The organism is Actinobaculum sp. 352, from assembly GCF_003957265.1.
Lineage (GTDB): Bacteria > Actinomycetota > Actinomycetes > Actinomycetales > Actinomycetaceae > Asp313.
In genome coordinates, this window is the sequence record NZ_RQSN01000001.1 from 272,537 (window position 1) to 295,563 (window position 23,027).

At 61.3% G+C, this 23,027-nt stretch carries 19 protein-coding genes; 12 read left to right on the forward strand and 7 right to left on the reverse strand.

Features of this window, described 5'->3' with window-relative positions:
- Position 1 precedes the first annotated feature (1 nt).
- Positions 2-1,762, reverse strand: coding sequence for an alpha/beta hydrolase (locus EKN07_RS01125; RefSeq protein ID WP_126145449.1), 1,761 nt, complete (start codon positions 1,760-1,762; stop codon positions 2-4).
- Between the two features lie 243 nt (positions 1,763-2,005).
- Positions 2,006-2,197: a 50S ribosomal protein L28 gene (gene rpmB / locus EKN07_RS01130; RefSeq protein ID WP_108715440.1), complete on the reverse strand. Its 192-nt coding sequence runs from the start codon at positions 2,195-2,197 to the stop codon at positions 2,006-2,008.
- Between the two features lie 281 nt (positions 2,198-2,478).
- Here rpmB and EKN07_RS01135 point away from each other — a divergent pair, with 281 nt between their 5' ends.
- The 8 genes from EKN07_RS01135 (at position 2,479) to EKN07_RS01170 (ending at position 9,077) form a co-directional block, all read left to right on the forward strand.
- Positions 2,479-4,632 (forward strand): ATP-dependent DNA helicase RecG, encoded by a 2,154-nt coding sequence (locus EKN07_RS01135; RefSeq protein ID WP_126145450.1) that lies wholly within the window; start codon positions 2,479-2,481, stop codon positions 4,630-4,632.
- A 2-nt stretch (positions 4,633-4,634) separates the two neighbouring features.
- Complete coding sequence (gene rsmD / locus EKN07_RS01140) at positions 4,635-5,192, forward strand: 16S rRNA (guanine(966)-N(2))-methyltransferase RsmD (RefSeq protein ID WP_126145451.1); 558 nt, start codon at positions 4,635-4,637, stop codon at positions 5,190-5,192.
- Between the two features lie 9 nt (positions 5,193-5,201).
- Positions 5,202-5,690: a pantetheine-phosphate adenylyltransferase gene (coaD, locus tag EKN07_RS01145; RefSeq protein ID WP_108715443.1), complete on the forward strand. Its 489-nt coding sequence runs from the start codon at positions 5,202-5,204 to the stop codon at positions 5,688-5,690.
- Positions 5,690-6,271, forward strand: coding sequence for a hypothetical protein (locus tag EKN07_RS01150; protein WP_108715444.1), 582 nt, complete (start codon positions 5,690-5,692; stop codon positions 6,269-6,271). Before coaD ends, EKN07_RS01150 begins: the two co-directional genes overlap by 1 nt.
- The gene (locus EKN07_RS01155; protein ID WP_126145452.1) at positions 6,262-6,828 is read left to right on the forward strand and encodes a YceD family protein; all 567 of its coding nucleotides are present in this window, start codon (positions 6,262-6,264) and stop codon (positions 6,826-6,828) included. Before EKN07_RS01150 ends, EKN07_RS01155 begins: the two co-directional genes overlap by 10 nt.
- Positions 6,825-7,505: a ribonuclease III gene (gene rnc / locus EKN07_RS01160; protein WP_108715446.1), complete on the forward strand. Its 681-nt coding sequence runs from the start codon at positions 6,825-6,827 to the stop codon at positions 7,503-7,505. Before EKN07_RS01155 ends, rnc begins: the two co-directional genes overlap by 4 nt.
- Positions 7,506-7,514: 9 nt before the next feature.
- A complete protein-coding gene (mutM, locus tag EKN07_RS01165) occupies positions 7,515-8,339 on the forward strand; it encodes a bifunctional DNA-formamidopyrimidine glycosylase/DNA-(apurinic or apyrimidinic site) lyase (protein WP_241228091.1) in 825 nt (274 codons plus the stop codon).
- A gap of 120 nt (positions 8,340-8,459) precedes the next feature.
- Positions 8,460-9,077, forward strand: coding sequence for a response regulator transcription factor (locus EKN07_RS01170; protein ID WP_108716656.1), 618 nt, complete (start codon positions 8,460-8,462; stop codon positions 9,075-9,077).
- Here the strand turns inward: EKN07_RS01170 and EKN07_RS01175 are convergent.
- The 5 genes from EKN07_RS01175 to EKN07_RS01195 all read right to left on the reverse strand — a co-directional run bounded on the left by EKN07_RS01175 (position 9,074) and on the right by EKN07_RS01195 (position 16,952).
- Positions 9,074-10,768: a GAF domain-containing protein gene (locus EKN07_RS01175; protein ID WP_108715448.1), complete on the reverse strand. Its 1,695-nt coding sequence runs from the start codon at positions 10,766-10,768 to the stop codon at positions 9,074-9,076. The two genes, EKN07_RS01170 and EKN07_RS01175, sit on opposite strands and share 4 nt — an antisense overlap.
- A gap of 13 nt (positions 10,769-10,781) precedes the next feature.
- The gene (gene cydC / locus EKN07_RS01180; protein WP_126145453.1) at positions 10,782-12,545 is read right to left on the reverse strand and encodes a thiol reductant ABC exporter subunit CydC; all 1,764 of its coding nucleotides are present in this window, start codon (positions 12,543-12,545) and stop codon (positions 10,782-10,784) included.
- The gene (cydD, locus tag EKN07_RS01185; protein ID WP_126145454.1) at positions 12,542-14,185 is read right to left on the reverse strand and encodes a thiol reductant ABC exporter subunit CydD; all 1,644 of its coding nucleotides are present in this window, start codon (positions 14,183-14,185) and stop codon (positions 12,542-12,544) included. Before cydD ends, cydC begins: the two co-directional genes overlap by 4 nt.
- Positions 14,186-14,291: 106 nt before the next feature.
- A complete protein-coding gene (cydB, locus tag EKN07_RS01190; protein ID WP_126145455.1) occupies positions 14,292-15,452 on the reverse strand; it encodes a cytochrome d ubiquinol oxidase subunit II in 1,161 nt (386 codons plus the stop codon).
- A 33-nt stretch (positions 15,453-15,485) separates the two neighbouring features.
- On the reverse strand, positions 15,486-16,952 hold the full coding sequence (locus EKN07_RS01195) for a cytochrome ubiquinol oxidase subunit I (RefSeq protein WP_108716657.1): 1,467 nt from the start codon (positions 16,950-16,952) through the stop codon (positions 15,486-15,488).
- A gap of 1,197 nt (positions 16,953-18,149) precedes the next feature.
- Here EKN07_RS01195 and EKN07_RS01200 point away from each other — a divergent pair.
- The 4 genes from EKN07_RS01200 (at position 18,150) to obgE (ending at position 22,886) form a co-directional block, all read left to right on the forward strand.
- Positions 18,150-20,474, forward strand: coding sequence for an Rne/Rng family ribonuclease (locus tag EKN07_RS01200; protein WP_241228102.1), 2,325 nt, complete (start codon positions 18,150-18,152; stop codon positions 20,472-20,474).
- 182 nt (positions 20,475-20,656) lie between these two features.
- A complete protein-coding gene (gene rplU, locus EKN07_RS01205; RefSeq protein ID WP_108715453.1) occupies positions 20,657-20,971 on the forward strand; it encodes a 50S ribosomal protein L21 in 315 nt (104 codons plus the stop codon).
- A gap of 64 nt (positions 20,972-21,035) precedes the next feature.
- Positions 21,036-21,293, forward strand: a complete 258-nt coding sequence (rpmA, locus tag EKN07_RS01210; RefSeq protein WP_108715454.1) for a 50S ribosomal protein L27 — start codon at positions 21,036-21,038, stop codon at positions 21,291-21,293.
- Positions 21,294-21,368: 75 nt separating this feature from the next.
- Positions 21,369-22,886, forward strand: a complete 1,518-nt coding sequence (gene obgE / locus EKN07_RS01215; RefSeq protein WP_126145457.1) for a GTPase ObgE — start codon at positions 21,369-21,371, stop codon at positions 22,884-22,886.
- The last annotated feature ends 141 nt before the right edge of the window (positions 22,887-23,027 follow it).

Sequence of the window (23,027 nt, forward strand, 5' to 3'; positions counted from 1 at the left end):
ATCAGTCCTCGTCGGGGATTGCCATGCCCTCACCAATAATAATGCTGGCAATATTATGCACGGAGGTGGTGGAACGGATGGTCGGGTTCTTCGGCCTTGACAGGTACTCCGAGTGCCCCTCGGATCCCTCATAGCGGGTGCCATCAGCATCGGTAGTGGCGTCGGTGCTGAAGTTCTCGAAGACCGGCACACGATCCGGGTCCAGGCTGTACCAGCCCAGGTCGGCGACCGCATCACCATCGGCTTCCCCGACGAAGGTATGCCCACCGATCATATTCAGCTCGGCATTCGAGATGGTTCCCACCCCGGGAGACCCAATGAAAATGGTGTTATCCGGAGCGGTGGTCTCCTGCGCGGCAAGACCCGCTGTCAGGGAACCAAACGAGTGCCCCATATTCGTCAAATTGAAATCACCCGCAGCATGCGTAGCTTCCAGGCCATCCAGGAAGACACTCAACCGCGGCGCACCATCATCGGCCATATTCGTGGTAAGAGGCGAGCGGACGGCCCCACGGGTAGGAAGAGGCAGCAACTCATTCATATCTGGCGGCTCATAATCCAACCACACCACACCAGCCGCCTTCTCACCACTTCGCCCAGGGTTTCGGTCGAGTAGTCTTTGCGCTTCTCCGATTACCGTATCCATGTTCTGGACGTCGTATCCCCAGGAGGTCGGAGTACCTGCCAGGTTCTCGAGAACATTGGAGGTCATACCCGGGGTGAAGGTGACAACATTCTCCGCGTTGTCAATATCGCCCACACCGATCGCACCACGCATATGCTCCGAGCTGCCGTTGAAATCGTAGACCAGCAGACTGTACTGCCCCGGCGGGGAATCCCACAAAGCCTCCGGGCTCTCCATCGGGAAATGCGCCCGCAGTGCTTCGACAGTGAAGACTTTATTGGCCGCCGCGTAGCCGTCTGGAGCATACTTCTTCAGTGTCTCCCACAGTTCGATGGCTCGCTCACGATCAAGCGGGTTGTCCTCCACATAATCACGAAGATCAAGTTCATCAACCACCGCGCGCAACGCTTCATAGTCAGGATCATTCCACAGGCGAATCGTATTCGCCTTCGACCGGCAGTCCAGTGGTATCCCGTCCAGGTTGCCAATCCACTCCGGATGATTGATTCCAATGTCCTTCTGTTCAGCCGGTGTGAGCGCCGTCCACCAGTCATTGACCTCATGCGCAGTCCAAGCCGGGTCGGGCTCACTGACTCCGGCCTGAATAATCGACGCCGGAGCACCCGTAGCAAGCTTCTCTGTCCCGGCTAGTTCCTCGTAGACTCCCTTGAGGACTTGTAACAGTTGCTCGGCACGTTGCATCAACCGGTGGACTTGACTGCCAATTTCTTCTTGCGCGGTAGGGGTAATCTTCTCCATGGTCACCGGCCCCGGATCCCACCAGCGCACGGGAATACCCGACACTGTGCCATCCTCGTTGATTGTCACATCATGAGAAGCCGCCTCATCCTTAAGGGCATACGCATCCGAACAAATACGGTCCACCTCCTCGGCAGCATCCCGGAAACGACTCGCAACCTTCTCATACAGGGTGACAATATCGGCAGCATCATCGGCAAGCGCGTTACGCGAGTGTATCTCCGCCGTCGCGAACGCACCCTCCAACTCGCCATCAGAGTTGATTGACTCCAACTGCTCACGCACGTAGTCATACTTGAGCGCCTTCGCATGCAACTCAGACGCAGCCTCCCTCAGCAACCTGCCCTTCCACAACAACAAATCAGAAAACGCTGCCATGTCGAGACCTCCAGCCGATAGAGGGAACCGGAAATGGGGACAACTGACACCCTACCGTAGGGGACTAGGGTACGCAACCTCTTTGCCGAGTAGATGGGTGGGGTTTGGTGGTCGGGTGTGGGTTGGTTCGCAAGAGACGAATCACTGGTTCAATCCGGCCTTTAGACCTTCAACGCTGAGAAGGGCCCACTGGTAAACAGAAAGGGCCGCCCGGAGGCGACCCCTAGCGTTAAGCAGTGCGGCTCAGATGGCGCGCTCGACCTTGCCGGCCTTAATGCACGAGGTGCAAACGTTAAGGCGCTTGGTTGTACCGTTCACAACGGCGCGCACGCGCTGAATATTCGGATTCCACCGGCGGTTGGTCCGCACGTGGGAATGCGAGACGCTCTTACCGAAGCCCGGGTGCTTGCCGCAAACATCACAAACAGAAGCCACGGTTCTTCTCCTTCGATCGCTGACGGGACGCCAGCGGCGTCTCCTAACCACCAGTCGGCGACTGGCAACTCATAAAGTATAGGCGGCCTGGCCGACGCTGTCCAAGCACGCCGTTCGTGGTATCGCGCACGTACACATGCACTTCCGCATACTGCTGATCGCCACGATACCTGGGATGAGATATGGCTGCAGCAACGGGCACGGGTAGGCTGAGCACAGTACGCGGAGTTCCGGGTGATGCATGCCTGCGGATGGAGTATTGAAACGCTCGAGGAGGGCAGATGGCGACAGCGGTAACGAGCGACGGGTGGACGGCGCTGACCCGCCCGCTGGAGCGCGCTCTGGGTAAACGTACCGCAAACGCGCTAGCTAAACTCGACCTGCATACCGTTGGTGATCTCATCTATCATTTTCCGTTCCGCCTCGCCCACCGTGGCGAACTCATGCCCATTGCGGCCGTGCGCGAAGGCGAACCGGTGACGGTAATCGCCCGCGTGATCGGTACCAACCTGCGCCCCATGAATGCCCGGCGCGGCTATATCCTGCAGGTCCGCATCACCGACGGAACATACGACCTGGCGCTGACGTTCTTCGGCAAAAGCAGCCGCCCGCTGCAGTATCACGAACGCCGCCTACAGGTGGGAACAGTTGCCACCTTCTCCGGCACGATCTCCTCCTACCGCGGCCAGCTGCAACTGACCCATCCCGAGTACGAACTGGTGGACGACGAACCGGATCTGGCCCGCCTGGAACGCCCGATACCGATTTACCATGCCGCCGAGCGTGTACCGTCGTGGCAGGTGGAGAAGGCAATCGCCACAATCCTTCCGTCCATCACGCCGGCCGACCTGCCGGATCCTCTTCCTCCGGACTATCGGCAGCAGCACGGCCTCCCCGCCCGTTACGACGCCGTGCGTACTTTACACATGCCCGACGACGACGCCTCATGGAAGCAGGCGTCTCTCCGCATGGCACACGAGGAGGCCTTCGTTCTCCAGGCGAATCTAGCGCGGCGTGCCGTTGCTGCAAAGGACCGGGCTACGGCGGCCTTTTCGCCGCATACCGGCGGTATTCTGGAGGCGTTCGACGCGCGTTTGCCCTACCGGCTGACCGCGGGTCAGCGCGCGGTCGGGGAAGAGATTGCCGCCGAACTTGCCACCACAACACCGATGCAACGTCTACTGCAGGGCGACGTCGGATCGGGCAAAACGGTCGTGGCACTGCGTGCCATGCTGCAGGTGGTCGACGGCGGCGGGCAGGCTGCCCTGCTGGCTCCCACCGAAGTGCTGGCCTGGCAGCACCTGCGTACCATTGAAGATCTGCTCGGGCCGCTGGGGTTAGCGGGGCAACTCGGGGGAGCGGAGACCGCCACGCGCGTGGAAATACTGACTGGTTCGCTCACCACACGGCAGCGCCGCCAGGCACTGGCGCGGATTGCCTCCGGGGAAGCGGGCCTTATCGTGGGCACGCATGCCCTGCTCTCCGAGGACGTCCAGATCCCTTTTCTCGGATTGGCGGTGGTTGACGAACAGCACCGCTTCGGCGTGGACCAACGTGACCGCCTCGCGGGCGGCGTGCACACCCTGGTTATGACGGCAACGCCGATCCCGCGCACGATTGCGATGAGTGTGTTCGGGGATCTAGATGTGTCCACACTGCGGGAGCTTCCCGCCGGGCGAAAAAGCGTTGCGACCACGGTTGTCCCGGCCACCAATGAACGGTGGATGGCACGCGTCTGGGAGCGCGCGCGGGAAGAAGTCGATGGCGGGGGGCGCGTGTACATCGTCTGTCCCCGCATCGATGGCGAGGAGAATCCCGACGAGGACCTTGCCAGCGTGTTGGACGTAGCGGAAGAACTGCGCGCCCGTCGGATTTTGAACGGGATTGCAATCGGTGTGATGCACGGGCGTCTCAGCACGGAGGAGAAGACCGTCGCCATGGCAGAATTCGCGGGCGGTAACACCCCGATCCTCGTCTCCACCACGGTTATTGAGGTGGGCGTGGATGTGCCCGAGGCGACCCTGATGGTTATTCTCGACGCGGACCGCTTCGGTCTGTCACAGCTACACCAATTGCGTGGGCGGATTGGCCGCGGCGGCAAGGAAGGCACCTGCCTGGCAGTTTCGCGTGCAATTGCGGGAACCTTGGCGGCCGAGCGACTCGCGGTCTTCGCTTCGACGACGGACGGATTCGAGCTCGCCGAACGCGACCTGCAACTGCGATCCGAAGGAGACGTGTTGGGAACCAGCCAGTCGGGACGTGCCTCGCACCTGCGGTTCCTCTCCGTAGTACGCGATGTCGAACTCATTGCTCAGGCCCGTGACGCCGCGCGCACGCTCGTGGCGAGCGATCCGGAGCTTTCAGAGCACGCGGAACTGGCTGCCGCCGTCGCCGAACTAGATGAAGGCCGCGCCGATTATCTGGAGAAGGGATAGATATGACCCGCATCGTTGCCGGTAGCGCGGGTGGTAGAGCTATTAAGGTGCCGACAGCGCATACCCGCCCAACATCTGAACGAGTTCGCGAGGCGTTATTCTCTCGCTTAGAGCATCGCGGCTATGTCGCGGACTGCAACGTTTTGGATCTATTCGCCGGCTCGGGAGCCCTCGGACTAGAGGCGGCATCACGCGGTGCCGCACACGTGGAACTGGTCGAATCCTCGCGCCCTGCGGCCAAGCTCATCCGGCAGAATGCGGCGAACCTCGGCCTCGATGTGCAGGTCCACACCGCCAAGGCCGAGTCATGGGTGACGCTGCCCCCGCGTAGGGAATTTGACCTCGTGCTGTTGGACCCGCCGTATGCGCTGGAGGAGGCTGTGCTTGGGCAGATTCTTTTCGGTCTTATGCCGCATGTGGCTGATGATGCCCTCGTCGTCGTGGAGCGGGCGAAACGCTCTCCTGAACCCCGTTGGCCGGATGGTCTGGAATTGCAAGACTTCCGTGACTGGGGAGACACCCGGGTGTGGAGTGCGATTCACCGCTCTCCGGGGCACTAGGCTGGAGATATGACAATTGCGGTGTGTCCGGGATCCTTTGATCCCATCACCCTCGGGCATATGGATGTGATTCGTCGGGCGAGGGGTTTGTTCGACGAGGTCGTCGTGGCCGTGGGAGCGAACCCTGCAAAACGGTATCTATTCTCAGCCGAGGAGCGATGCGCCCTGGCGTCCGAGGCGTTGGCGGACATCCCCGGTGTGCGCGTCGAACTCCTGCCCGGTCTCATCGCCGAGTACTGCCGCGATATCGGCGCTTTCGCAATCATTAGAGGTTTGCGCGGAGCAGCGGATTACGATGAGGAACAGGCCATGGCATTGATGAATAGACACCTCACAGGTATCGAGACAGTGTTTATCATGGGCGATACCAACCTGGGGCATGTGGCATCCTCTCTGGTTAAGGATGTGGCAAGTCACGGCGGTGATATTTCAGGGCTGGTACCGAAAAACGTTGCGGAGGCACTCGTGAAACGCGTCCGCCAGAACGGGGAGAACTGATGTCAGAGCAGGAAGAGCAGGGGCAATCCCTTGTTGAGATTCTCGAAGAGTTGATCGGCTTGGTCAGCGAGGCGCGATCAGTTCCGATGTCGGCATCGGTTATGGTCAATCGTTCGCAGTTGCTGGATTTGCTGGAAACGGCACGAGACATCGTCCCGGATCAGATTGTCCAGGCTGACGGACTGCTGGCGCGCGCCGATACTGTGGCTGCCGAGGCGCAGGAAGAAGGCGAGCAAATCGTGCAGCGGGCGCGCCAGGATGCGGAGGATATTATTCAGGAGGCGCGTCAGCAGGCCTCACGGCTGGTCTCACAGGACGCGGTGACCATCGCGGCAAAGGCACAAGCGCAGCGTATTCTGGACGAGGCCACATCTCAGGCCGAGAAACTGCGTCAAGGTGCCGACGAGTATTCCGACAGCACCTTGGCCACCCTGCAGAACGATGTAGCTGAGCTCGGCGGGGGGATCGAGGAACTGGTGGCGGGCGTACAGAACCGCGTTGATCAACTTGTCAGCCAGATTCGTGCCGGCCGGGCCGTGCTGGCCGAGCGGCACAATGACGAGGAGGAATCATGGATCTGAGAAGTCCGTATGTCATTTCCATCGTGGAATTGCCTCGCCAAGAGGGTGCCAGCATGAACTGGGAGGCGACCCTCGATGCTCCTTCCGATATGGGCGTGGAAATGATCGGTGTTCCCGCGGGCAGCCCGGTGCGGGTGGCACTGACGTTGCATTCCGTCTCCGAGGGCGTGTACGTCTCCGGTACGGTATCGACCCGGTTGGTCGGGCAGTGCGCGCGCTGCCTGCGGGATATCGCGGAGGACGTGACGGAGTCTGTTGGAGAGCTCGTGTTTTACCCGGAACGGCGAGCCGCTCTGGTGGAGGAAGGGGACGAGGAGGCCGCTGCTGCACAGGTGGTAGAGCACGACCATATCGACCTGGAGCCGATTCTGCGCGACGCCGTCGTATTGGCCTTGCCATTCACGCCTCTGTGCCGCCCAGACTGCCCCGGGCTGTGTTCCGAATGCGGCCAGCCCTGGGATGAATTGCCGACGGATCATCACCACGAACAGGTCGATTCACGTTTTGACGCCCTCGCCGAACTGGAAGCCGAATTGCGCGATCAGGAGCAGCAGTGAGCTACCACGACTTGGTTGATAGATGGGGCATCGATATCGCGCGACCGTTGTTACGCCTGGCGCTGACGCATCGCAGCTTCGCCTATGAACACGACGAAGAACACAACGAACGCCTCGAGTTCCTGGGTGACTCCGTGCTGGGCATGATCGTCGCAGATATGGTTTTCCGCGAGTTTCCAGACGCCAGCGAGGGTGACATGTCGCGTATGAAAACGCATGCGGTCTCCGAGAAGGGCCTGGCTGATATCGCTCATCGACTTGGGATTGGAGAGTTCATCCGGCTCGGGCGCGGTGAGAAGCAAAGCGGGGGAGCGCAGAAGGACTCCATCCTCTCGGACACTGTGGAGGCGCTCATCGGTGCCACTTACCTGCAACACGGTCTGGAACCGACGCGAAGGATCGTGGAGGGGTTGACCGCTGAGAGAATCGCCGAGGCAAGTACGCTCGGACCGAGCCTGGACTGGCAGACGAGTTTTGAGGAGATCGCGCATCAACGCGGCATGGTCGGAACACTCAAGTTCGATGTCACCAGCGAGGGCCCCGATCATCAGCGCGTATTCACCGCCGTCGCGTACATGGGAGATAGGCAGTGGGGTACGGGTACCGGCTCAAGCCAGAAGAACGCGCGGCATAAGGCCGCCGAAGCGTCCTACAAGATGATCACGGCGGATGCCTGAGCTTCCCAGGTGGAGACCATCCGTCGCGGGCTGGAACGGCATGTGCTGGGGCGGACGATTGTTGGGGTGAAGTCCTACGGTGAGCGGGTCGTCCGCCGTGCACCGCAAGGGTTGGAGCCGCTGAAGAACAGCCGCATCAGTGCCGTGGTCAGGCGAGGCAAGTTCCTCTGGTTCGACCTTGGCGACGCGGCACTGGTGGCCCATCTGGGAATGTCCGGCCAGTTTCGACTGGGAGGTTGCGTGCGGCACACCCGCGCCGTTCTGACCCTCGACGACGGCCAACGCCGCATCTTTGCCGATCAACGAACATTCGGCTACCTCGCCCCAGATTTCTGGGCGCCCAGCGCGGTTCCGGGCGGTGAGGGCAGCCAACGGTGTGCGATTCCCAGTATGGTGCAGCATATTGCGCGTGACCTGTTGGATCCCGCGCTGGACCGGCAGCGTTTGTCCGAGCGGACGTGCCGGAAGAAGACGCCGATCAAAACCGCGTTACTCGATCAGACACTGGTATCCGGGATCGGATCGATTTACGCGGACGAAGCGCTGTTCGCGGCGCGCATTCACCCGTTGCGGCCGGCGAACACGCTGACTGGCCAGAGCGTGTTTCACCTGTACACGGAGGCCTCGGCGGTTCTGGAGGCAGCGCTGATGGTGGGTGGAACGTCTTTTGATGCCCTGTACGTGGGAGTCGACGGCGAAACGGGCTACTTCGAGATTTCTCTCCAGGCCTACGGGCGTAGTGGAAGGCCGTGCAGTCGCTGCGGAAACACGCTTGAGACGCTGCGCGTATCGGGACGTTCGGCCGTGTTTTGCCCATTTTGCCAGCCACTGTGACGTATGGCGCGGTCCGGAGCTGATCGATGAGTCGATGGTCAGTGAAATCTAGAATAGAATCTCAGTTGGCTAGCGAGATGAGAGGCTGTAGAGGTGGCAGTCACCGACGATATTAGAGTGATGATCATTGACGACCATGAAGTGGTTCGCCGTGGAATCGCCGAAGTTGTGGACCGCGCCGACGGATTGATGGTGGTCGCCGAGGCGGGAAGCGTCGCAGAAGCGGTGCGGCGTGGGGAACTCGTGCACCCCGAAGTGGCCCTCGTGGATCTGCGTCTGCCCGATGGCACAGGTATCGATATTATCCAGCAGTTGCATGAGGTTTCACCAACCACCCGTTGCATCGTACTGACATCGTTCGACGACGACGACGCCCTGGCCGAATCGCTGGCTGCAGGAGCCAAGGCGTACCTGCTCAAGTCGGTGCGCGGTGCCGAGATTACAGAGAACATCCGTGCAGTGGCGGCCGGGCGCACACTACTCGATGAACGGACCGTGAACCGGCGGCGGGCGGACCACAATAACCCAACGGCTAATCTGACACCGTCGGAGCGTAAGGTCCTGGAACTGATCGGCGACGGACTGTCGAACCGCGAGATTGGCGAACGGCTCGGAGTCGCAGAGAAAACGGTGAAGAACCACATCACGTCGCTGCTGTCAAAGATGGGGTTGCAGCGGCGCACGCAGGTTGCCGCCTGGGTTGCCGGCCAGCGAGCCGCCGGTTGGCGGAACAGCTAGTCCACCAGCGCGGTCCATTCAACTTTTGTGCCCGTTGTGCCATGCACTGGGCGAATGGAGAATGTTCCCTGATGGCGTCGGGCTCGGGCGGCGAGATTCGACAGTCCTGATCGGCGCGATGACGTGCGATCAATTCCGCGGCCGTCATCACATACTACGATTTTCACACGGTGGCTTTCGATGGTGATTGCGATGTCAACCGTATTGGCCTGGGCGTGCCGTGCCGCGTTGGAGAGGCATTCCCGCACCACGGCGACGACGTCGTCGGAGAGGTCTGCGCCCAATTCATCGTCGATCTCCGTATGCGAGCCGGAGGTGACGATGGATCCCAGATTGCTGATTGTCAGACCGGGGGAGAAACCGAGGGAGCTGGTTGCGGACGTGGTTTCGCGCCGCAGGCGATCAACCAACGGTACCGTCGCCTGCGGGTCGCGCAGTGAGTAGATGATCTGGCGAATCTGTGCCACGGATTCGTCGATGGACTTGATGGCGCGGTCAAGGGAGGCAAGTACGGGCCGGGGTACGGTTTCCTCGTTGGCGAGGTCTTCCCGCGCCGCCGTGAGTTCCATACCGGAGGCGAAGAGCTGTTGGATGGCGAAGTCGTGCAGGTCGCGGGAGATTCGTGCCCGGTCTTCCATCTGATCCGCCTGGGCCTGGGCGTGGCGCGCGGAGGCCAACTCGAGAGCCAGCGCGGCCTGTTTGGCAACATTTTCCGCCATGGAGAGGTCGGAGAGGTCGAATTCCGGTTTGTCCGGGTTACGTAGGAGGACGATGACGCCCTGTGAGCTTCCGCGGGCGACCATGGGTGCATATAGTGCCGGTCCGAAGCGTGCCAGTCCCTCGACCAGCAGGTTCTTTTGACGTTGCATCGTATCGACGATCAGACCTGATCCTTCGCGGATCACGGCTTGCGCGCGTCCCTCGGGCGGAAAAACGGTTCCGATGAGTTTTTCCGCACCCTCACCATCTGCAATTTCGCATGCCCACGTGTCACCCACCGACGGCAGTACGATGAGTGCAACGTCAGCCTTGGCGACGCGTCGCATTTCTTTGGCGATCAACTGCAGCGCCTCCTCCTCATCCGTTCCTTCCAGTAGCGCGGTGGTGATGGCACGGGAGGCGGCGATCCACTGTGCGCGAGTGTTTGACTCGGCATAAAGGCGCGCGTTCTCCAGTGCAATGCCGGCTGCCTGTGCCAGCAGCAGCATGTTCTGGCCGTCCGAGGAACTGAAGCTTCCGGTCTTATTCGCCAGCATGAGGTGTCCGAACAGACGCCCGCGAATGCGAACCGCCACCCCAAGGAAATTCGTCATTTCCGGGTGGTTTGTGGGCCAGGAGATGTTCTTGCTGTAGTTGGATAGGTCGTCGATGATGAGGTACCCCTCGCCGGGAATATCCGCAATCACACCGCGATCTTGTGCGGGGCGGCCGATGGCGGACGCGCGCTGATAGTCCAAACCGGTGAAGATGAGCTGTGCCGTCTCGCCGTGTGAGCCCAGTACGGCCAATGCGCCGTAGCGGGCACCGGTCAGGGCAACGGCGGAGTCGACGAGGGCCTGAAGCACGGATTGCTGGTCCAGCCGGGTGGTGAGTTCGAAAGCGGAGGAGATGATCGCGGCTACCGAAGGAGTGACTGCGTCGGGAGCCTGCTCGCTGGCTGCGACGAGCTCAGCCTGGGGCTTCTGACTCATGGCATCCTCCCCCCTATTCGCGGTTCACAGCCCAACCATACTCCGGGAGCTGTTGCAGAAGTTCCCGGTGTGTTCCAGCGGCCCGGATTGCACCATTCTGCCCGATAACAATGATTTGATCGGCTGCCGCAAGCTGCCCGAGCCGATGCGTCACAAGAACAATCGTACGGCCCTCGTCACGGATTGCGAACAAATCCGCAATCAGCCTATCAGCGCTATCCGTATCGAGGTGTTCCGCCGGTTCGTCCAAGAGGAGGAAGGGGGCGGGACTTGCCAATGCTCGCGCAAGGAGTAGTCGACGTCGTTCGCCACCGGATAGGGTAGTGGCATCGGTACCGAGCGGGGTGTGCAAACCGTGCGGCAGCTGTTGGAGCCAGTCGGCCAGCCCGACACGTTGCAGAAGCTGTTCGGCTTCGGCCTCGGTGACAGAGCCGCGCGCCACCCGGAGATTTTCCAGTACGGTTGTGGCAAATACGTGCGCGTCTTCGGCGGTGAGTGTGAGCAGGTGTGATACCGCTCCCCGGTCGAGTTGGGAAATCTCCTCACCGTCCAGGCGAACTGATCCGCCATGCGGTGGCAGCAGACCGGCCAGGGTATACAACAAGGTCGACTTTCCCACTCCGGATGGTCCGACAATGGCCAGACTTTGCCCGCGCGATAGGTGAAAGGAAACCGGGCCGATGACATCGGGGCCGCCCGGCCATCCGGCAACCACATTGGTGGCGATCAACTCGTTGGCGCTGACTTTTGCTCCGGTAGGTTCATCTTGCACGGTGGGCGGCAGTTCGGGGTGTGTAGCCGCGCGGTCAATCAGGGCGAGGATACGCTCGGAGGCCGCGCCGCAGCGTACCAACGTGGTGGCAGCTTTGGCCAGTGGCTCGGTGGCCTCAAAGGAGGCAAGGGGAGTGAGCACGAGAACTGCTAATTCAACCGGGGCGATCATCCCCGCCGCGAGTTGCTGCGCGCCGATCACGAGTGCAGCGACGACGGCGATACCCATGGCAAGTACGTCGAGCGCGGCGGCGAGAGCGGCGGGCCGGGCGGCGGCATCCCGGTTTTGAATGATACGTGTTTCCGTGCGAGCAGCAGCTGCTTCGGCCTGCGCCAGTCGGCCGGATACTCTGAGTTCTGCTGCGCCTTCCAGCAGTGAGAGCGCCTGGGTGGTTAGCTCGGCTCGGTCGCGTACCTGCGCGAGTTCGGAACGGTATGCGCCGCGCATTGCCAGGTAGGGCGCACCGATCCCGGATAACAGCAGACATAGTGCCAGCACGCAACCAATAGCGGGAGAAAAGGAGGAGACGATACCGACGGAGAGCAGGCAGACAGCCCCAGCCACTGCGGCGGGTTGCAGAGCACGCACGACCAGGTCGCCGACGTCGTCGACATCCTTACCTGTTCTGGCCAGCAGGTCGCCGCGCCGCACGGAGGTAACTACGTCCGTGGGTGAGTCTGCCAGGCGCTGATAGATTGTGGCACGCAGAGTTGACATGCCATAAAGAGCTATTCGATGGGAGGCAATCCTATTCAGGTAGCGGAAGACGGCCTTGCCGATCCCGAGCGCCCGTACTGCAGTTGAGGCGACGGCGAGGGCCAGTACTGGCGGCATCTGGGAGGCACGTGCGATGAGCCAGGCCGAGACAGCCGCGAGGCCGACCGAGCATCCCAGGCCTGCCCAACCGGCTACGACGGAAAGAACGAACCCTTTGCGGTCGATGCGCAGGAGCGAGATGGCGCGCCTAATGGCATGCCATTGGGAAGAGGGAAGAACGACACTCATCGCGCCACTCCCGATGCTACATCGACCACACGGTCTGCTTCGCGGATGATTGCATTGCGATGAGCAATCACCAGCACCGTATGGCCCGATGCGCGAAGCGTGCGGACGGCTTGGCAGACGAGTTCTTCGGACAGGGCATCGAGATGGGCGGAGGGCTCATCAAGAATGACCAGGGGGTGGGCGGCAACGAGGGCGCGGGTAAGCGCAAGGCGTTGGCGTTGTCCAAGCGACAGGCCGGTACCACCTTGTCCGATGCGTGTATGCCAGCCGTTGGGCAAGGTGGTGATGACACGGTCGAATCCGGTCAGGGCGGCCGCCGCGTCCAATTCCTCTCCGATGCCCGTCTGCAGGTTCTCCAGCACGGTTCCCGGTACCAGCGTTGGGCGTTGCGGAACCCAGGTGATTTGCGACCACCACGATGCCTGATCAATCTCTGCCAGGGGCGCACCGGCGACGGTGATACTGCCGTGTGTCGGTTCCAGCAGTTGTAAGAGGGCGAGCACTGCCGTGGACTTCCCCGCTCCGGAAGGCCCGCGCAAAGCCACTACTTCCCCCGGGTGAATGGATGCGTCCATCCGGTAGGGCGCAATCGTGTCGCGTTCCGGGGAGTGAACACTCAACGCGCTGATCGTGATGGTGGCTTGCCGTAAGTCGGGAGCGGGGCGAGGACCGGACGCGGTCGGCGCCGACTCATCCAGAAGAGTAAAGGCCTGCTCGGTTGCGGCGACTCCGTCGGCGGAGGCATGGAATTGGGAGCCGACCTCCCGCAGGGGCTTGAAGACCTCCGGGGTCAACATAATGATCGCGAGTCCCGCTGCCAGGCCGAGATGGCCGGCAACCATGCGCAGCCCGACCTCCACCGCTACCAGTGCTGTTGACAGAGTCGTCAGGAACTCGAGGACGGCACCGGAGAGAAAGGCGACTGAGAGCGTCCGCATGGTCTTTGCCGCATAATCGTCGCCGAGTTCCTGGACGCGCCGACGCGGGCCCTGTTCGCGTCCCAGTGCTTTCAGCGTGCTGAGGCCGGCTAACAGATCGAGCAACTGTTCTCCGAGGCGTTGCATGGCCGCTAGACGCGAGTCCGAGAAGGTCTTCGTCATGCGGCCTACAAGGACCATGAAGAGCGGGATGAGAGGAATGCAGACGACAATGGCCAGCGCGCTCACCCAGTCGGTGCACAAGATGACGAGCAGGGTGAAGGGAGTGACGGTGACGGAGAGGATGAGTTGCGGGAGGTACTTGACGAAGTAGGGTTCGAGGTCTTCGAGCGCATCGGTCACCAGCGTCACCGTGGGGGAGGTGCGGCCATTGGCGAGCCAGCGCGGGCCGAGGTCGCCCGCGTGCCGGAGAACCCGCGTCCGCAGGTCAGCCATCACGCGCAGAGCAGCGCGATGCCCGAAGGCCTCCTGCAGGTAGGTGAGCACGATGCGCGCAGCGAATACGCAGAGCAGGGCGCCGATAAGGGGGAGTATCGGCGCCAGGTCAGCCTCTCCATCGATCAGGGAACCCGCTGCGTGTGCGATAAGCAGGCATTGTGCGACGATCAGGCCGGCTATCAGCATGCCCGTGCCCGCCAGGAAGATAATGTAGCGGCGGGCAGCGCGGATGTAGCGCAGCAGGCGGGGATCAAGTGGCTTCATAGGCGGCCTTCTCTGTGCCTCTTGTATGTTTTCGGATTCTATGCGTTTTGGAGGTATTGGTCTCCTGGTGTGTGTACGGTTGTGAGTCCGTGGGGCAGTAGGTGTCTCACTGCTTGTCGTCCGGAAAAGCCGTGGAGCCGCTGGCCGCAAAGCGGCGGATGTTCCGCGGGTCGAGCCCGGCGGCTTCGTCGGGCACCTGCGCGACGGAGATCCGCCGTCGGAATACCCAGTAGCCCCATGCCGTGTAGCCGAGAACAATGGGAACGAAGACGAGTGCGGCAATGGTCATGATGGTCTGTGTGGGCGCCGTCGCAGAGGCTTGTACGAGGTGCAAGGAGTATGCCGGATCGACGGACGATTTCATGACCGACGGATAGATCGCCGTCCAGATGAATACGACGAGGAGGGCGATGGCGACGAAATGGGTCAAGAATGCGGGCATTTCGATGTCGCGCCACGTCATGAATACTGCACAGGCGATACAAGCTATGCCGAGTAGCAGTACGGCCGCTGAGGCCGTGGAGTTAGCCGTGTGAGAGAACTGTGCGATAAGTGCCCAGATAACGGCGAGCGTGGCGCTGGCCGGAACGCTCCTGCGCGCCAGGCGCAGGGCGCGGGTGTGCATCTCACCGCTTGTCTTCAGCGCGAGGAAAAGTGCGCCGTGCGAGAGGAAGAGAGCCACAAAAACGACTCCACCGAGCAGGGTGAAAGGAGTCAACAGCGAGAAGAAACCGCCGGTGAGATAGTGGTGCGCATCGGCGTAGTTGGCGGCGCTCAGTTGATCAGCAGGCACCGGGATGAAGGTGCCGCTCTCGTAGGTGCCGACTTCGATATGCATGCCCTGCACAAAGTTCGCGAAGGCGACGCCCCAGAGGAATGGCACGAGCCAGGCGGCCACGGTATGGAGCGTATCCCAGGTACTACGCCAACGTTGCGTGTTGATGGTCTTCCGCCACTCGAGGGAGCAGATACGCAGGATGAGAAGGATGAGAATAAGCGCCAGCGGGATGTACATGCCGGAGAACAGCAGGGCATACCAGGCGGGAAATGCTGCGAAGGTTGCACCGCCGGCAGTGAGCAGCCAGACCTCGTTGCCATCCCAATGCGGACCGATTGAGGTCAGTGCCACGCGCCGCTCCTTTTCATTGCGCGGCAGGAGCTTCAGGAGCATGCCGACTCCGAAGTCGAATCCTTCGAGTGCGAAGTATCCGATCCACAGGACGGCGATAAGAATGAACCAGAGAAGTTGGATAGTCGTGGGTTCCACGGATACCTCCTGTCAGGTCGCGGCAGTGCTGTTCTAGTAGACGAAACTCATCGGAGCGTCGGTGTCTTCATCGTGGTGGACCTCTTCCTTCTTCGGATTGACGCCCTCCAGCGCGTAGCGGCGCAGAAGCAACACCCAGATGACTCCGAGCCCGGTGTACACAAGGGTGAACAGAGCCATTGAGAAAATAACCGTGGTGGCGCTTACCGAGTTGGACACTCCGAGAGAGGTCATGAGCATGACGCCGTTATCGCCGGGGTTGACCACCCATGGCTGACGGCCCATCTCGGTGAGAATCCAGCCGAAGGAGTTGCCCAGGAAAGGCATCGGTATCATCCAGAGCCAGAATCGGCCCCATTTTTCTGATCGAAGCAAACGGTTTTCCCGTAGCGAATACAGCCCGGCCAGAGCCAGTGCGAGGCACAGGAAACCGATTCCCATCATGATGCGGAATGACCAGAAGGTGACCGTCAGATTTGGCCGGTAGTCGACGTCGTCGCCGTAGATGTCCGCGTACTTCTCCTGCAACTCGGTATTGACGTCATCAAGGCTGGGAATGAAGGATTCCGGGCCGGAGAAGTGGTTCGTGGCCATGAATGATTCGAGTCCGGGTATCGGGGCCGTAAGTTGCGCGCCGTCGCAGTCAGTCGTCCACATTACGATGACGAACTTGTGGCTTTCGCCGGATTCACATACTCCCATCATGGCGGAGGCCTTAGCAGGTTGGATTTCGGCGATATGCTGACCGATGAAATGCCCCGATCCGATAGCGCCGAGTGAGGCGATGAGCATCGTGACGAGTCCGAGTCTTGCGGTGGGTCGCCAGGCTGTGCGAGCTTCGTCATCACTTCCCGTGAGCCGGACCGAACGTGCCATCCACCAGAATGACATGCCGGCAACTAGCGTTCCGGCAACAAGGAAAGCGCCGGAGATCGTGTGGGCAAAGGTCAGCAGGGATGTCTTGTTAAACAGAACGTGGAGGAATCCACCCATGCCATCCAATTCGGCGCGGCCGGTCTCCGGATTGACGACGGCGCCGGTCGGATTCTGCATGAAGGAGTTGGCCGAGAGGATGAAGAATGCGGAAAGCACGGTACCGATGGCGAAGAGCCAGATACTTAGATTGTGCAGGCGTGGCGATAGGCGGTTCTTGCCGAAAATCCACAGTCCGAGGAATGTGGACTCGAGGAAGAATGCGAGTAGGGCCTCAAAGGCAAGAGGCGCGCCAAAAATGTCGCCGACGAAAATCGAATATTCGGACCAGTTCATGCCGAACTGGAATTCCTGCACGATGCCTGTGGCAACGCCCAGCGCAAAGGTGATCAACAGGAGCTTGCCGAAGAAATCCGTCATCCGAGCCAATGCGGGATTCGCGGAGCGCCGCGTCTTGGTTTGCAGGATGGCGACGAGGATCGACAGTCCGATGGTCAACGGTACCTGCAGAAAGTGGTAGACGGTAGTAATGCCGAATTGCCACCGTGCAAGGTCAAGAGCTTCCACTGCGCATCCCCCCAGCGAATTGAGTGTGTCGAAGGCGTGTGGAGGCGTGTTCACAGCGAGGCCGTGGAACCTTCGCCGCCACCAGAGAAAACTTGAGACGTTACAGATTGTGTGCTTGTACTTTAGCAGGCTCTGGGGTGCATGTGGTACAAATCGCGGCGGCTGCCGGTGTTGGCCCACAGCGGCGCCCGCTATGGGCGTTGGGGTGGGTGCGCTGTGAGTCCGGTAACTGGAAGCGTGGAAATGTGACATGCATCCGGGATGTAATCCTTGGGAGGATGCCTCAGGTGTGCCACAATATACGCGGAGCCGAGCACATGCGCATCAACTCGGCAACCCGACCGCTGATCCGCGCGACTGTGCGCCGTAAACACTTAAGCGCCGCCGCCGGTGCCGGATATCGGTTCGGGGGTATTTGAGCTTCCGCGGCTATGGGCCGTGACAACGGGTCTGCCTGAGGCGTTGGGATGCGGACGCCCGCGGGTAGACGGGAGAGTGCATACACGCATGGCTGACAAAGCCACAACGTCGGACGATATCGCGCGCGTTGGTGACGAAAACGTGGAAGAGACGTCCGCGAAGGAGAATACTGCGGCACGGGCTGCGACTACAAAAAAGAAAACCGCGACAGGAACGAGGAAAAAGGTCGGCCGTGCGTCGGCATCCGAGTCCGTTCCAGATGCAGGCTCACCGGAAGAGCCGGGCGCTGAAACGAATGCCACGCCGAAAACGCGAAGCACTGCGCGCAAGTCAACGGCAAGAATTCGAAGCGCTAGAACGCCGCGGGTGACCGAAGATCAAGATACGGGTGAGAACCCGGTTGATGCGGCGGCCCAGGTGTACGAGCGCGAGGAAGGTGGCGAACCGGGTGCGCGAGGCGCAGCTAAGAAGTCAACTCGCGCTCGTGCGCGGAAGAAGGCAGCGGGCGACGTTGTCAGCGAAGATGCATCCAGCGCGGTGGCGGCGTCATTGGCAGCGTTGGAAGAACGCGCACCGGCGAGGACTTCGCGGGCAGCCAAAGTAGCGGGTGAGCCGCTTGCCGACTTTGGAATTGATCTTGATGCGATTCCGCCGCGGGGTAGCTCCAAACGTAAGTCGGCATCCGCTGCGGAGCACGCCCGCACTCCAGACGGCGCTGCCGATACGGACGCCGTCGTGAGCTCAGGGCCTACAGATAGCGGTGTGGAACCTGTGGGTATGACGGCGCTTTTGTTCCAAGAGCCGGACACGTCGAGTCTCTTCCGCGAGCCGGAGACTCGCATCTCACGACGGCGGGGCAGTAGCCGTAGTAATACAGCGGCATCAACCACCGACGACGATAGTGTCACGCCCGCAACACGTAAGCGGACCCGCGGAAGCCGGAGCGCGTCCTCGGCCGACAAGACCGACAACCACACGCGCCGTGGTAACGAAAAGGATGTCGTTACCGAGGAGTCCAGCGCACACAGTTCGCCGAGTGCGAGAAGCACCGATTCGGCCCCGACGCCCGCAGAGGCTGCTTCTGCCACTCGCGAAGCGCGGCGTCGTCGGCGCGGCACACGCGGCCGCCGTCGGACAGAGGAAACGAACGAAGAGAAAAGGACGACGGAGGCGACGAACGCCGCGGCGGAGCAGACTGAGGCCGATGATGCAGATTCGACAACGACGCGTCGTCGGCGGCGTCGCCGGGCGAATGGTGAGAACGGCGACGAGGTCACGGCCCTGAAGGGCTCCACTCGTCTGGAGGCCAAGCGGCAGCGTCGTAAAGAAGGCCGTGAGGCTGGACGACGTCGGCATGTGATCACCGAGTCTGAGTATCTGGCCCGGCGTGAATCGGTGAAACGTGAGATGCTCGTACGTGAGCAGGACGGCTTGAACCAGATTGCGGTGCTCGAGGATGACATTCTCGTGGAGCACTACGTTGCTCGCCATACCCAGGTTTCCATGGTGGGTAATGTGTACCTCGGGCGCATCCAGAACGTACTACCGTCCATGGAGGCCGCTTTTGTTGATATTGGCAAGGGACGTAACGCCGTTCTCTACGCCGGTGAAGTCAACTGGGAAGCCGCCGGCATGGAAGGTAAGCCGCGGCGTATCGAACAGGCACTGAAATCCGGCGATACCGTCATGGTTCAAGTGACGAAGGATCCGATCGGGCATAAGGGTGCGCGACTGACGGCACAGATAACACTGGCCGGAAGGCATCTTGTTCTCGTTCCGTCGGGCGCGATGACCGGTATTTCCAGGAAGCTTCCGGATAAGGAACGTCATCGCCTGAAGCGGCTGCTGCGGCAGATCGTGCCGGAAGAGCACGGCGTCATTGTGCGTACTGCGGCGGAAGGCGCCACCGAAGAGCAGTTGCGCGCCGATGTGGAACGTTTGACGAAGACCTGGGAAGACATCCAGGCCAAGGCAAAGAATACGAAGGCCGCGCCGATGCTGTTGAAAGGCGAGCCGGAACTTGCCGTGCGCGTTGTGCGCGATATCTTCAACGAAGATTTCGCTGCTTTGAAGGTTCAGGGCCGCGACGCCTGGCAGACCATCAGTGATTATGTGGGGGAGTTGTCTCCCGAACTGGTGGACCGCCTGCAACACTGGACCAGCCCGGACGATATCTTCGCCGAGCATCGTGTGGATGAGCAGTTGGCGAAGGCTTTTGATCGTAAGGTATGGCTGCCATCGGGTGGCACGTTGGTTATCGACCGTACCGAGGCGATGACGGTTATCGATGTTAACACCGGTAAATTCACGGGTAGTGGCGGCACTCTCGAGGAAACGGTCACGCGTAACAACCTCGAAGCCGCCGAGGAGATCGTTCGCCAGCTACGCCTGCGGGATATCGGCGGAATCATCGTGATCGACTTCATTGACATGGTGCTGGAATCCAACCGCGAGTTGGTGCTGCGGCGCCTGGTCGAATGTCTGGGGCGGGATCGGACTCGACACCAGGTTGCCGAGGTCACTTCGCTGGGCCTGGTGCAGATGACGAGGAAGCGCGTGGGCCAAGGGCTCGTGGAGGCCTTTTCGACGGCCTGCGAGGCCTGCGAGGGACGTGGTTTCATCACTCATACCCATCCGGTGGAGCAGTCGGCGGGGCTGCGGGATGGCGGTTTCTCACGTCGCAAGACGCGCGGTCGAGTGGAGCAGCGCGCAGTTGGAGCCGGTGCGCGGACATCCGGAACACCGGATGAGAAGCATAGCGACGTCAAGGCTGCCCTGAATTCCATTGCCGCTGCTGCCTCCCACCATCGCGAGGCCGAGGCTAAGGAAGAAGGCACTAGTACGGCATCCGTACCGTCGTCTGCATCGAGTACGGTGAAGAAGGATTCGGCGCCTAAGGCAGAGGTATCCAAGTCGGCGGTGCAGGAGGCTCCGCCGCAGGAGCAAGCGACCAAGGCCGCCGATGCGGGTGAAGCTCAACCGCAGCCGTCGGAACCGAAGTCGACGGCTCAAAAGAAGAGCAAGACCCACCGGGTCTCGTCGGCGGGAACAATCACTCCCGGCGCGGGTGCGGCTGCAATTCTCAGTTTTCCCGCCAAGTGATAGTGGAGTTCTTCGCCGACGCTAGTGTCGGCGTGGTGAACCCCATACGAAATCGGCGTGTGGAGGGTCTGGCAGACTTGCTGCCCGCTGCCCGCTGCCCGTAATATAGAAACTCGGCGCCCACGGGTGCCGGTAATCGTTAGCGCTCCGCGCTTCCGCGCGAGCAATTGAACCGACAGAGGATGAGCAACGTGGTGTACGCGATCGTGAAGGCTGGCGGTCGACAGGAAAAGGTGTCCGTCGGATCCGTCGTCGTCGTGAACAAGATGGACGGCCAGGTCGGTGATACAGTCGAGCTGGAACCCATTATGCTCGTTGACGGTGACAAGGTCACCACGGCTGCTGACGGCATTTCGGCGAAGGTGACTGCCGAGATCGTTCGCGACGAGGCCGGGCCGAAGATCTCCATCGTCAAGTACAAGAACAAGACTGGTTATCGTAAGCGGCAGGGTCATCGCCAGAAGCTGACCCGTCTGAAGATCACCGATATCAAGTGACGATTACGAGGCTCTGGTTCCCTGCCCGGGTCTCGTTGATAAAGAAGAATTAGAGGTCAGAACAATGGCACATAAGAAGGGCGCAAGTTCCTCCCGCAACGGGCGCGACTCGAACGCACAGCGTCTGGGTGTCAAGCGGTACGGCGGTCAGGCCGTGAAGGCCGGCGAGATTCTCGTGCGTCAGCGCGGCACCCACTTCCACCCCGGTGTAAACGTAGGCCGTGGCAAGGATGATACCCTGTTCGCTTTGGCTGCCGGTCATGTTTCCTTCGGTGTGCGGCGCGACCGCAAGGTTGTCGACGTCGTTACTGCCGAGGCCTGAGACATCAGCTTCCTGAAGGGGCGGGAGGGATAACCTTCCGCCCTTTTGTTGTGTTGTGGGCGGGAGGACACGAATATGGCGAGTTTTGTTGATCAAGTCGTTGTGCATGTAGCTGCGGGCAATGGCGGTCATGGATGCGCCTCGGTGCGGCGGGAGAAGTTCAAGCCGCTCGGTGGGCCTGATGGAGCCAACGGTGGCCATGGCGGCGACGTCGTCGTACAGGCGGATCCGCAGGTGACGACGCTGTTGGAGTATCACCGTGCACCGCATCAGCGCGCGCAGTCGGGTACACCGGGGGCGGGTGGTATGCGCGCCGGGCGGCATGGCGACGATCTGGTGCTGCGCGTTCCCCCGGGCACCGTGGTCAAGAATGCAGAAGGCGACATCCTGGCTGACCTGGAACTGCCGGGAGACCGTTATGTTGCCGCCCATGGCGGTATGGGTGGCCTCGGGAACGCGGCCCTGGCCTCGCCTAAACGTAAGGCCCCCGGTTTCGCGTTATTGGGCGATGAGGGCGAACAACGCGACATCGTGCTTGAGCTCAAGTCTGTGGCCGATGTTGCTCTTGTCGGTTTTCCAAGTGCCGGCAAATCCTCGCTGATTGCGGCGATGAGTGCGGCCCGTCCAAAGATCGCCGACTACCCGTTCACCACTCTTGTGCCGAATCTTGGCGTGGTGCAGGCGGGCGAGTCACGCTTCACTATGGCAGATGTGCCGGGCCTGATTCCGGGCGCATCGGAAGGCAAAGGGCTTGGCTTGGAGTTCCTCCGGCATATTGAGCGGTGCACGGTGATTGTGCACGTTCTCGACTGCGCGACGCTGGAGCCGGGCCGGGACCCACTTTCCGATATGGATCTTATCGAGGCCGAGCTGGCCGCGTACGCGCAGGAACTACCGCCCGCCGAGGGACGTAAGCCGCTCATGGAGCGCCCTCGTTTGGTTGTTCTCAACAAAATCGATGTGCAGGAGGCACGTGAACTCGCCGAATTCGTGCGTGAGTCCATCGAGGAGCGCGGCCTGGAGGTAGTAGAAGTGTCGGCGGTTTCGCATGAGGGCTTGCAGCCGCTCGCCTTCAAGTTGGCATCCGTGGTGGAGACGGAGAGGGCCGCGATCCCCGCGCCGCAGGAACTGCCACGTATCGTCCTGCGCCCCCGGCACGACGATGCACCGTTCACGGTCTCGCGCCGGTCACATGGCGGCGAAGACTTCTTCCTGGTGCGCGGCGCGAAGCCTGAGCGATGGGTGCGGCAGACCGACTTCGACAACGACGAAGCTGTGGGTTATTTGGCGGATCGGCTCAACGGGATTGGCATTGAAGATGCGCTGCTGAAGGCCGGCGCGATGCCCGGTGCGATGGTGGTGATCGGGCCGGAAGACGGCGGCTATATCTTCGATTGGGAACCGACCATGGCAACGGGTGCCGAACTGCTGGGACCACGTGGCACGGATATGCGCCTCGAGGAAGGAGCACGTCCATCCCGGCGCGATAGAAAGGCGGCCTATCACGACCGTATGGATGCGAAGGCCGCAGCGCGCGAGGAGTTGTGGACTGATCGGGAGGCGGGCCTGTGGACCGATCCGGCACAAGAGTGAGGTGCGACTGAGGGCGACGACGTCGCTCGGCGCAGTCCTATCAACCGGAGGGTTGGCATGGTCTCGGCCGAGCGGGACGCTCCGCCCCGTGTGATGTCCACGAACTTGGCGTATGTAGGGCCCGTGCGGGTCCATTCGGCG

Bases quoted from the DNA above. Each gene is read 5' to 3' on its own strand.
- EKN07_RS01125 (WP_126145449.1), bottom strand. From the start codon at position 1,762: ATGGCAGCGTTTTCTGATTTGTTGTTGTGGAAGGGCAGGTTGCTGAGG.
- EKN07_RS01135 (WP_126145450.1), top strand. From the start codon at position 2,479: ATGGCGACAGCGGTAACGAGCGACGGGTGGACGGCGCTGACCCGCCCG.
- rsmD (WP_126145451.1), top strand. From the start codon at position 4,635: ATGACCCGCATCGTTGCCGGTAGCGCGGGTGGTAGAGCTATTAAGGTG.
- coaD (WP_108715443.1), top strand. From the start codon at position 5,202: ATGACAATTGCGGTGTGTCCGGGATCCTTTGATCCCATCACCCTCGGG.
- EKN07_RS01150 (WP_108715444.1), top strand. From the start codon at position 5,690: ATGTCAGAGCAGGAAGAGCAGGGGCAATCCCTTGTTGAGATTCTCGAA.
- EKN07_RS01155 (WP_126145452.1), top strand. From the start codon at position 6,262: ATGGATCTGAGAAGTCCGTATGTCATTTCCATCGTGGAATTGCCTCGC.
- EKN07_RS01170 (WP_108716656.1), top strand. From the start codon at position 8,460: ATGATCATTGACGACCATGAAGTGGTTCGCCGTGGAATCGCCGAAGTT.
- EKN07_RS01175 (WP_108715448.1), bottom strand. From the start codon at position 10,768: ATGAGTCAGAAGCCCCAGGCTGAGCTCGTCGCAGCCAGCGAGCAGGCT.
- cydC (WP_126145453.1), bottom strand. From the start codon at position 12,545: ATGAGTGTCGTTCTTCCCTCTTCCCAATGGCATGCCATTAGGCGCGCC.
- cydD (WP_126145454.1), bottom strand. From the start codon at position 14,185: ATGAAGCCACTTGATCCCCGCCTGCTGCGCTACATCCGCGCTGCCCGC.
- EKN07_RS01200 (WP_241228102.1), top strand. From the start codon at position 18,150: ATGACGGCGCTTTTGTTCCAAGAGCCGGACACGTCGAGTCTCTTCCGC.
- rplU (WP_108715453.1), top strand. From the start codon at position 20,657: ATGAGCAACGTGGTGTACGCGATCGTGAAGGCTGGCGGTCGACAGGAA.
- rpmA (WP_108715454.1), top strand. From the start codon at position 21,036: ATGGCACATAAGAAGGGCGCAAGTTCCTCCCGCAACGGGCGCGACTCG.
- obgE (WP_126145457.1), top strand. From the start codon at position 21,369: ATGGCGAGTTTTGTTGATCAAGTCGTTGTGCATGTAGCTGCGGGCAAT.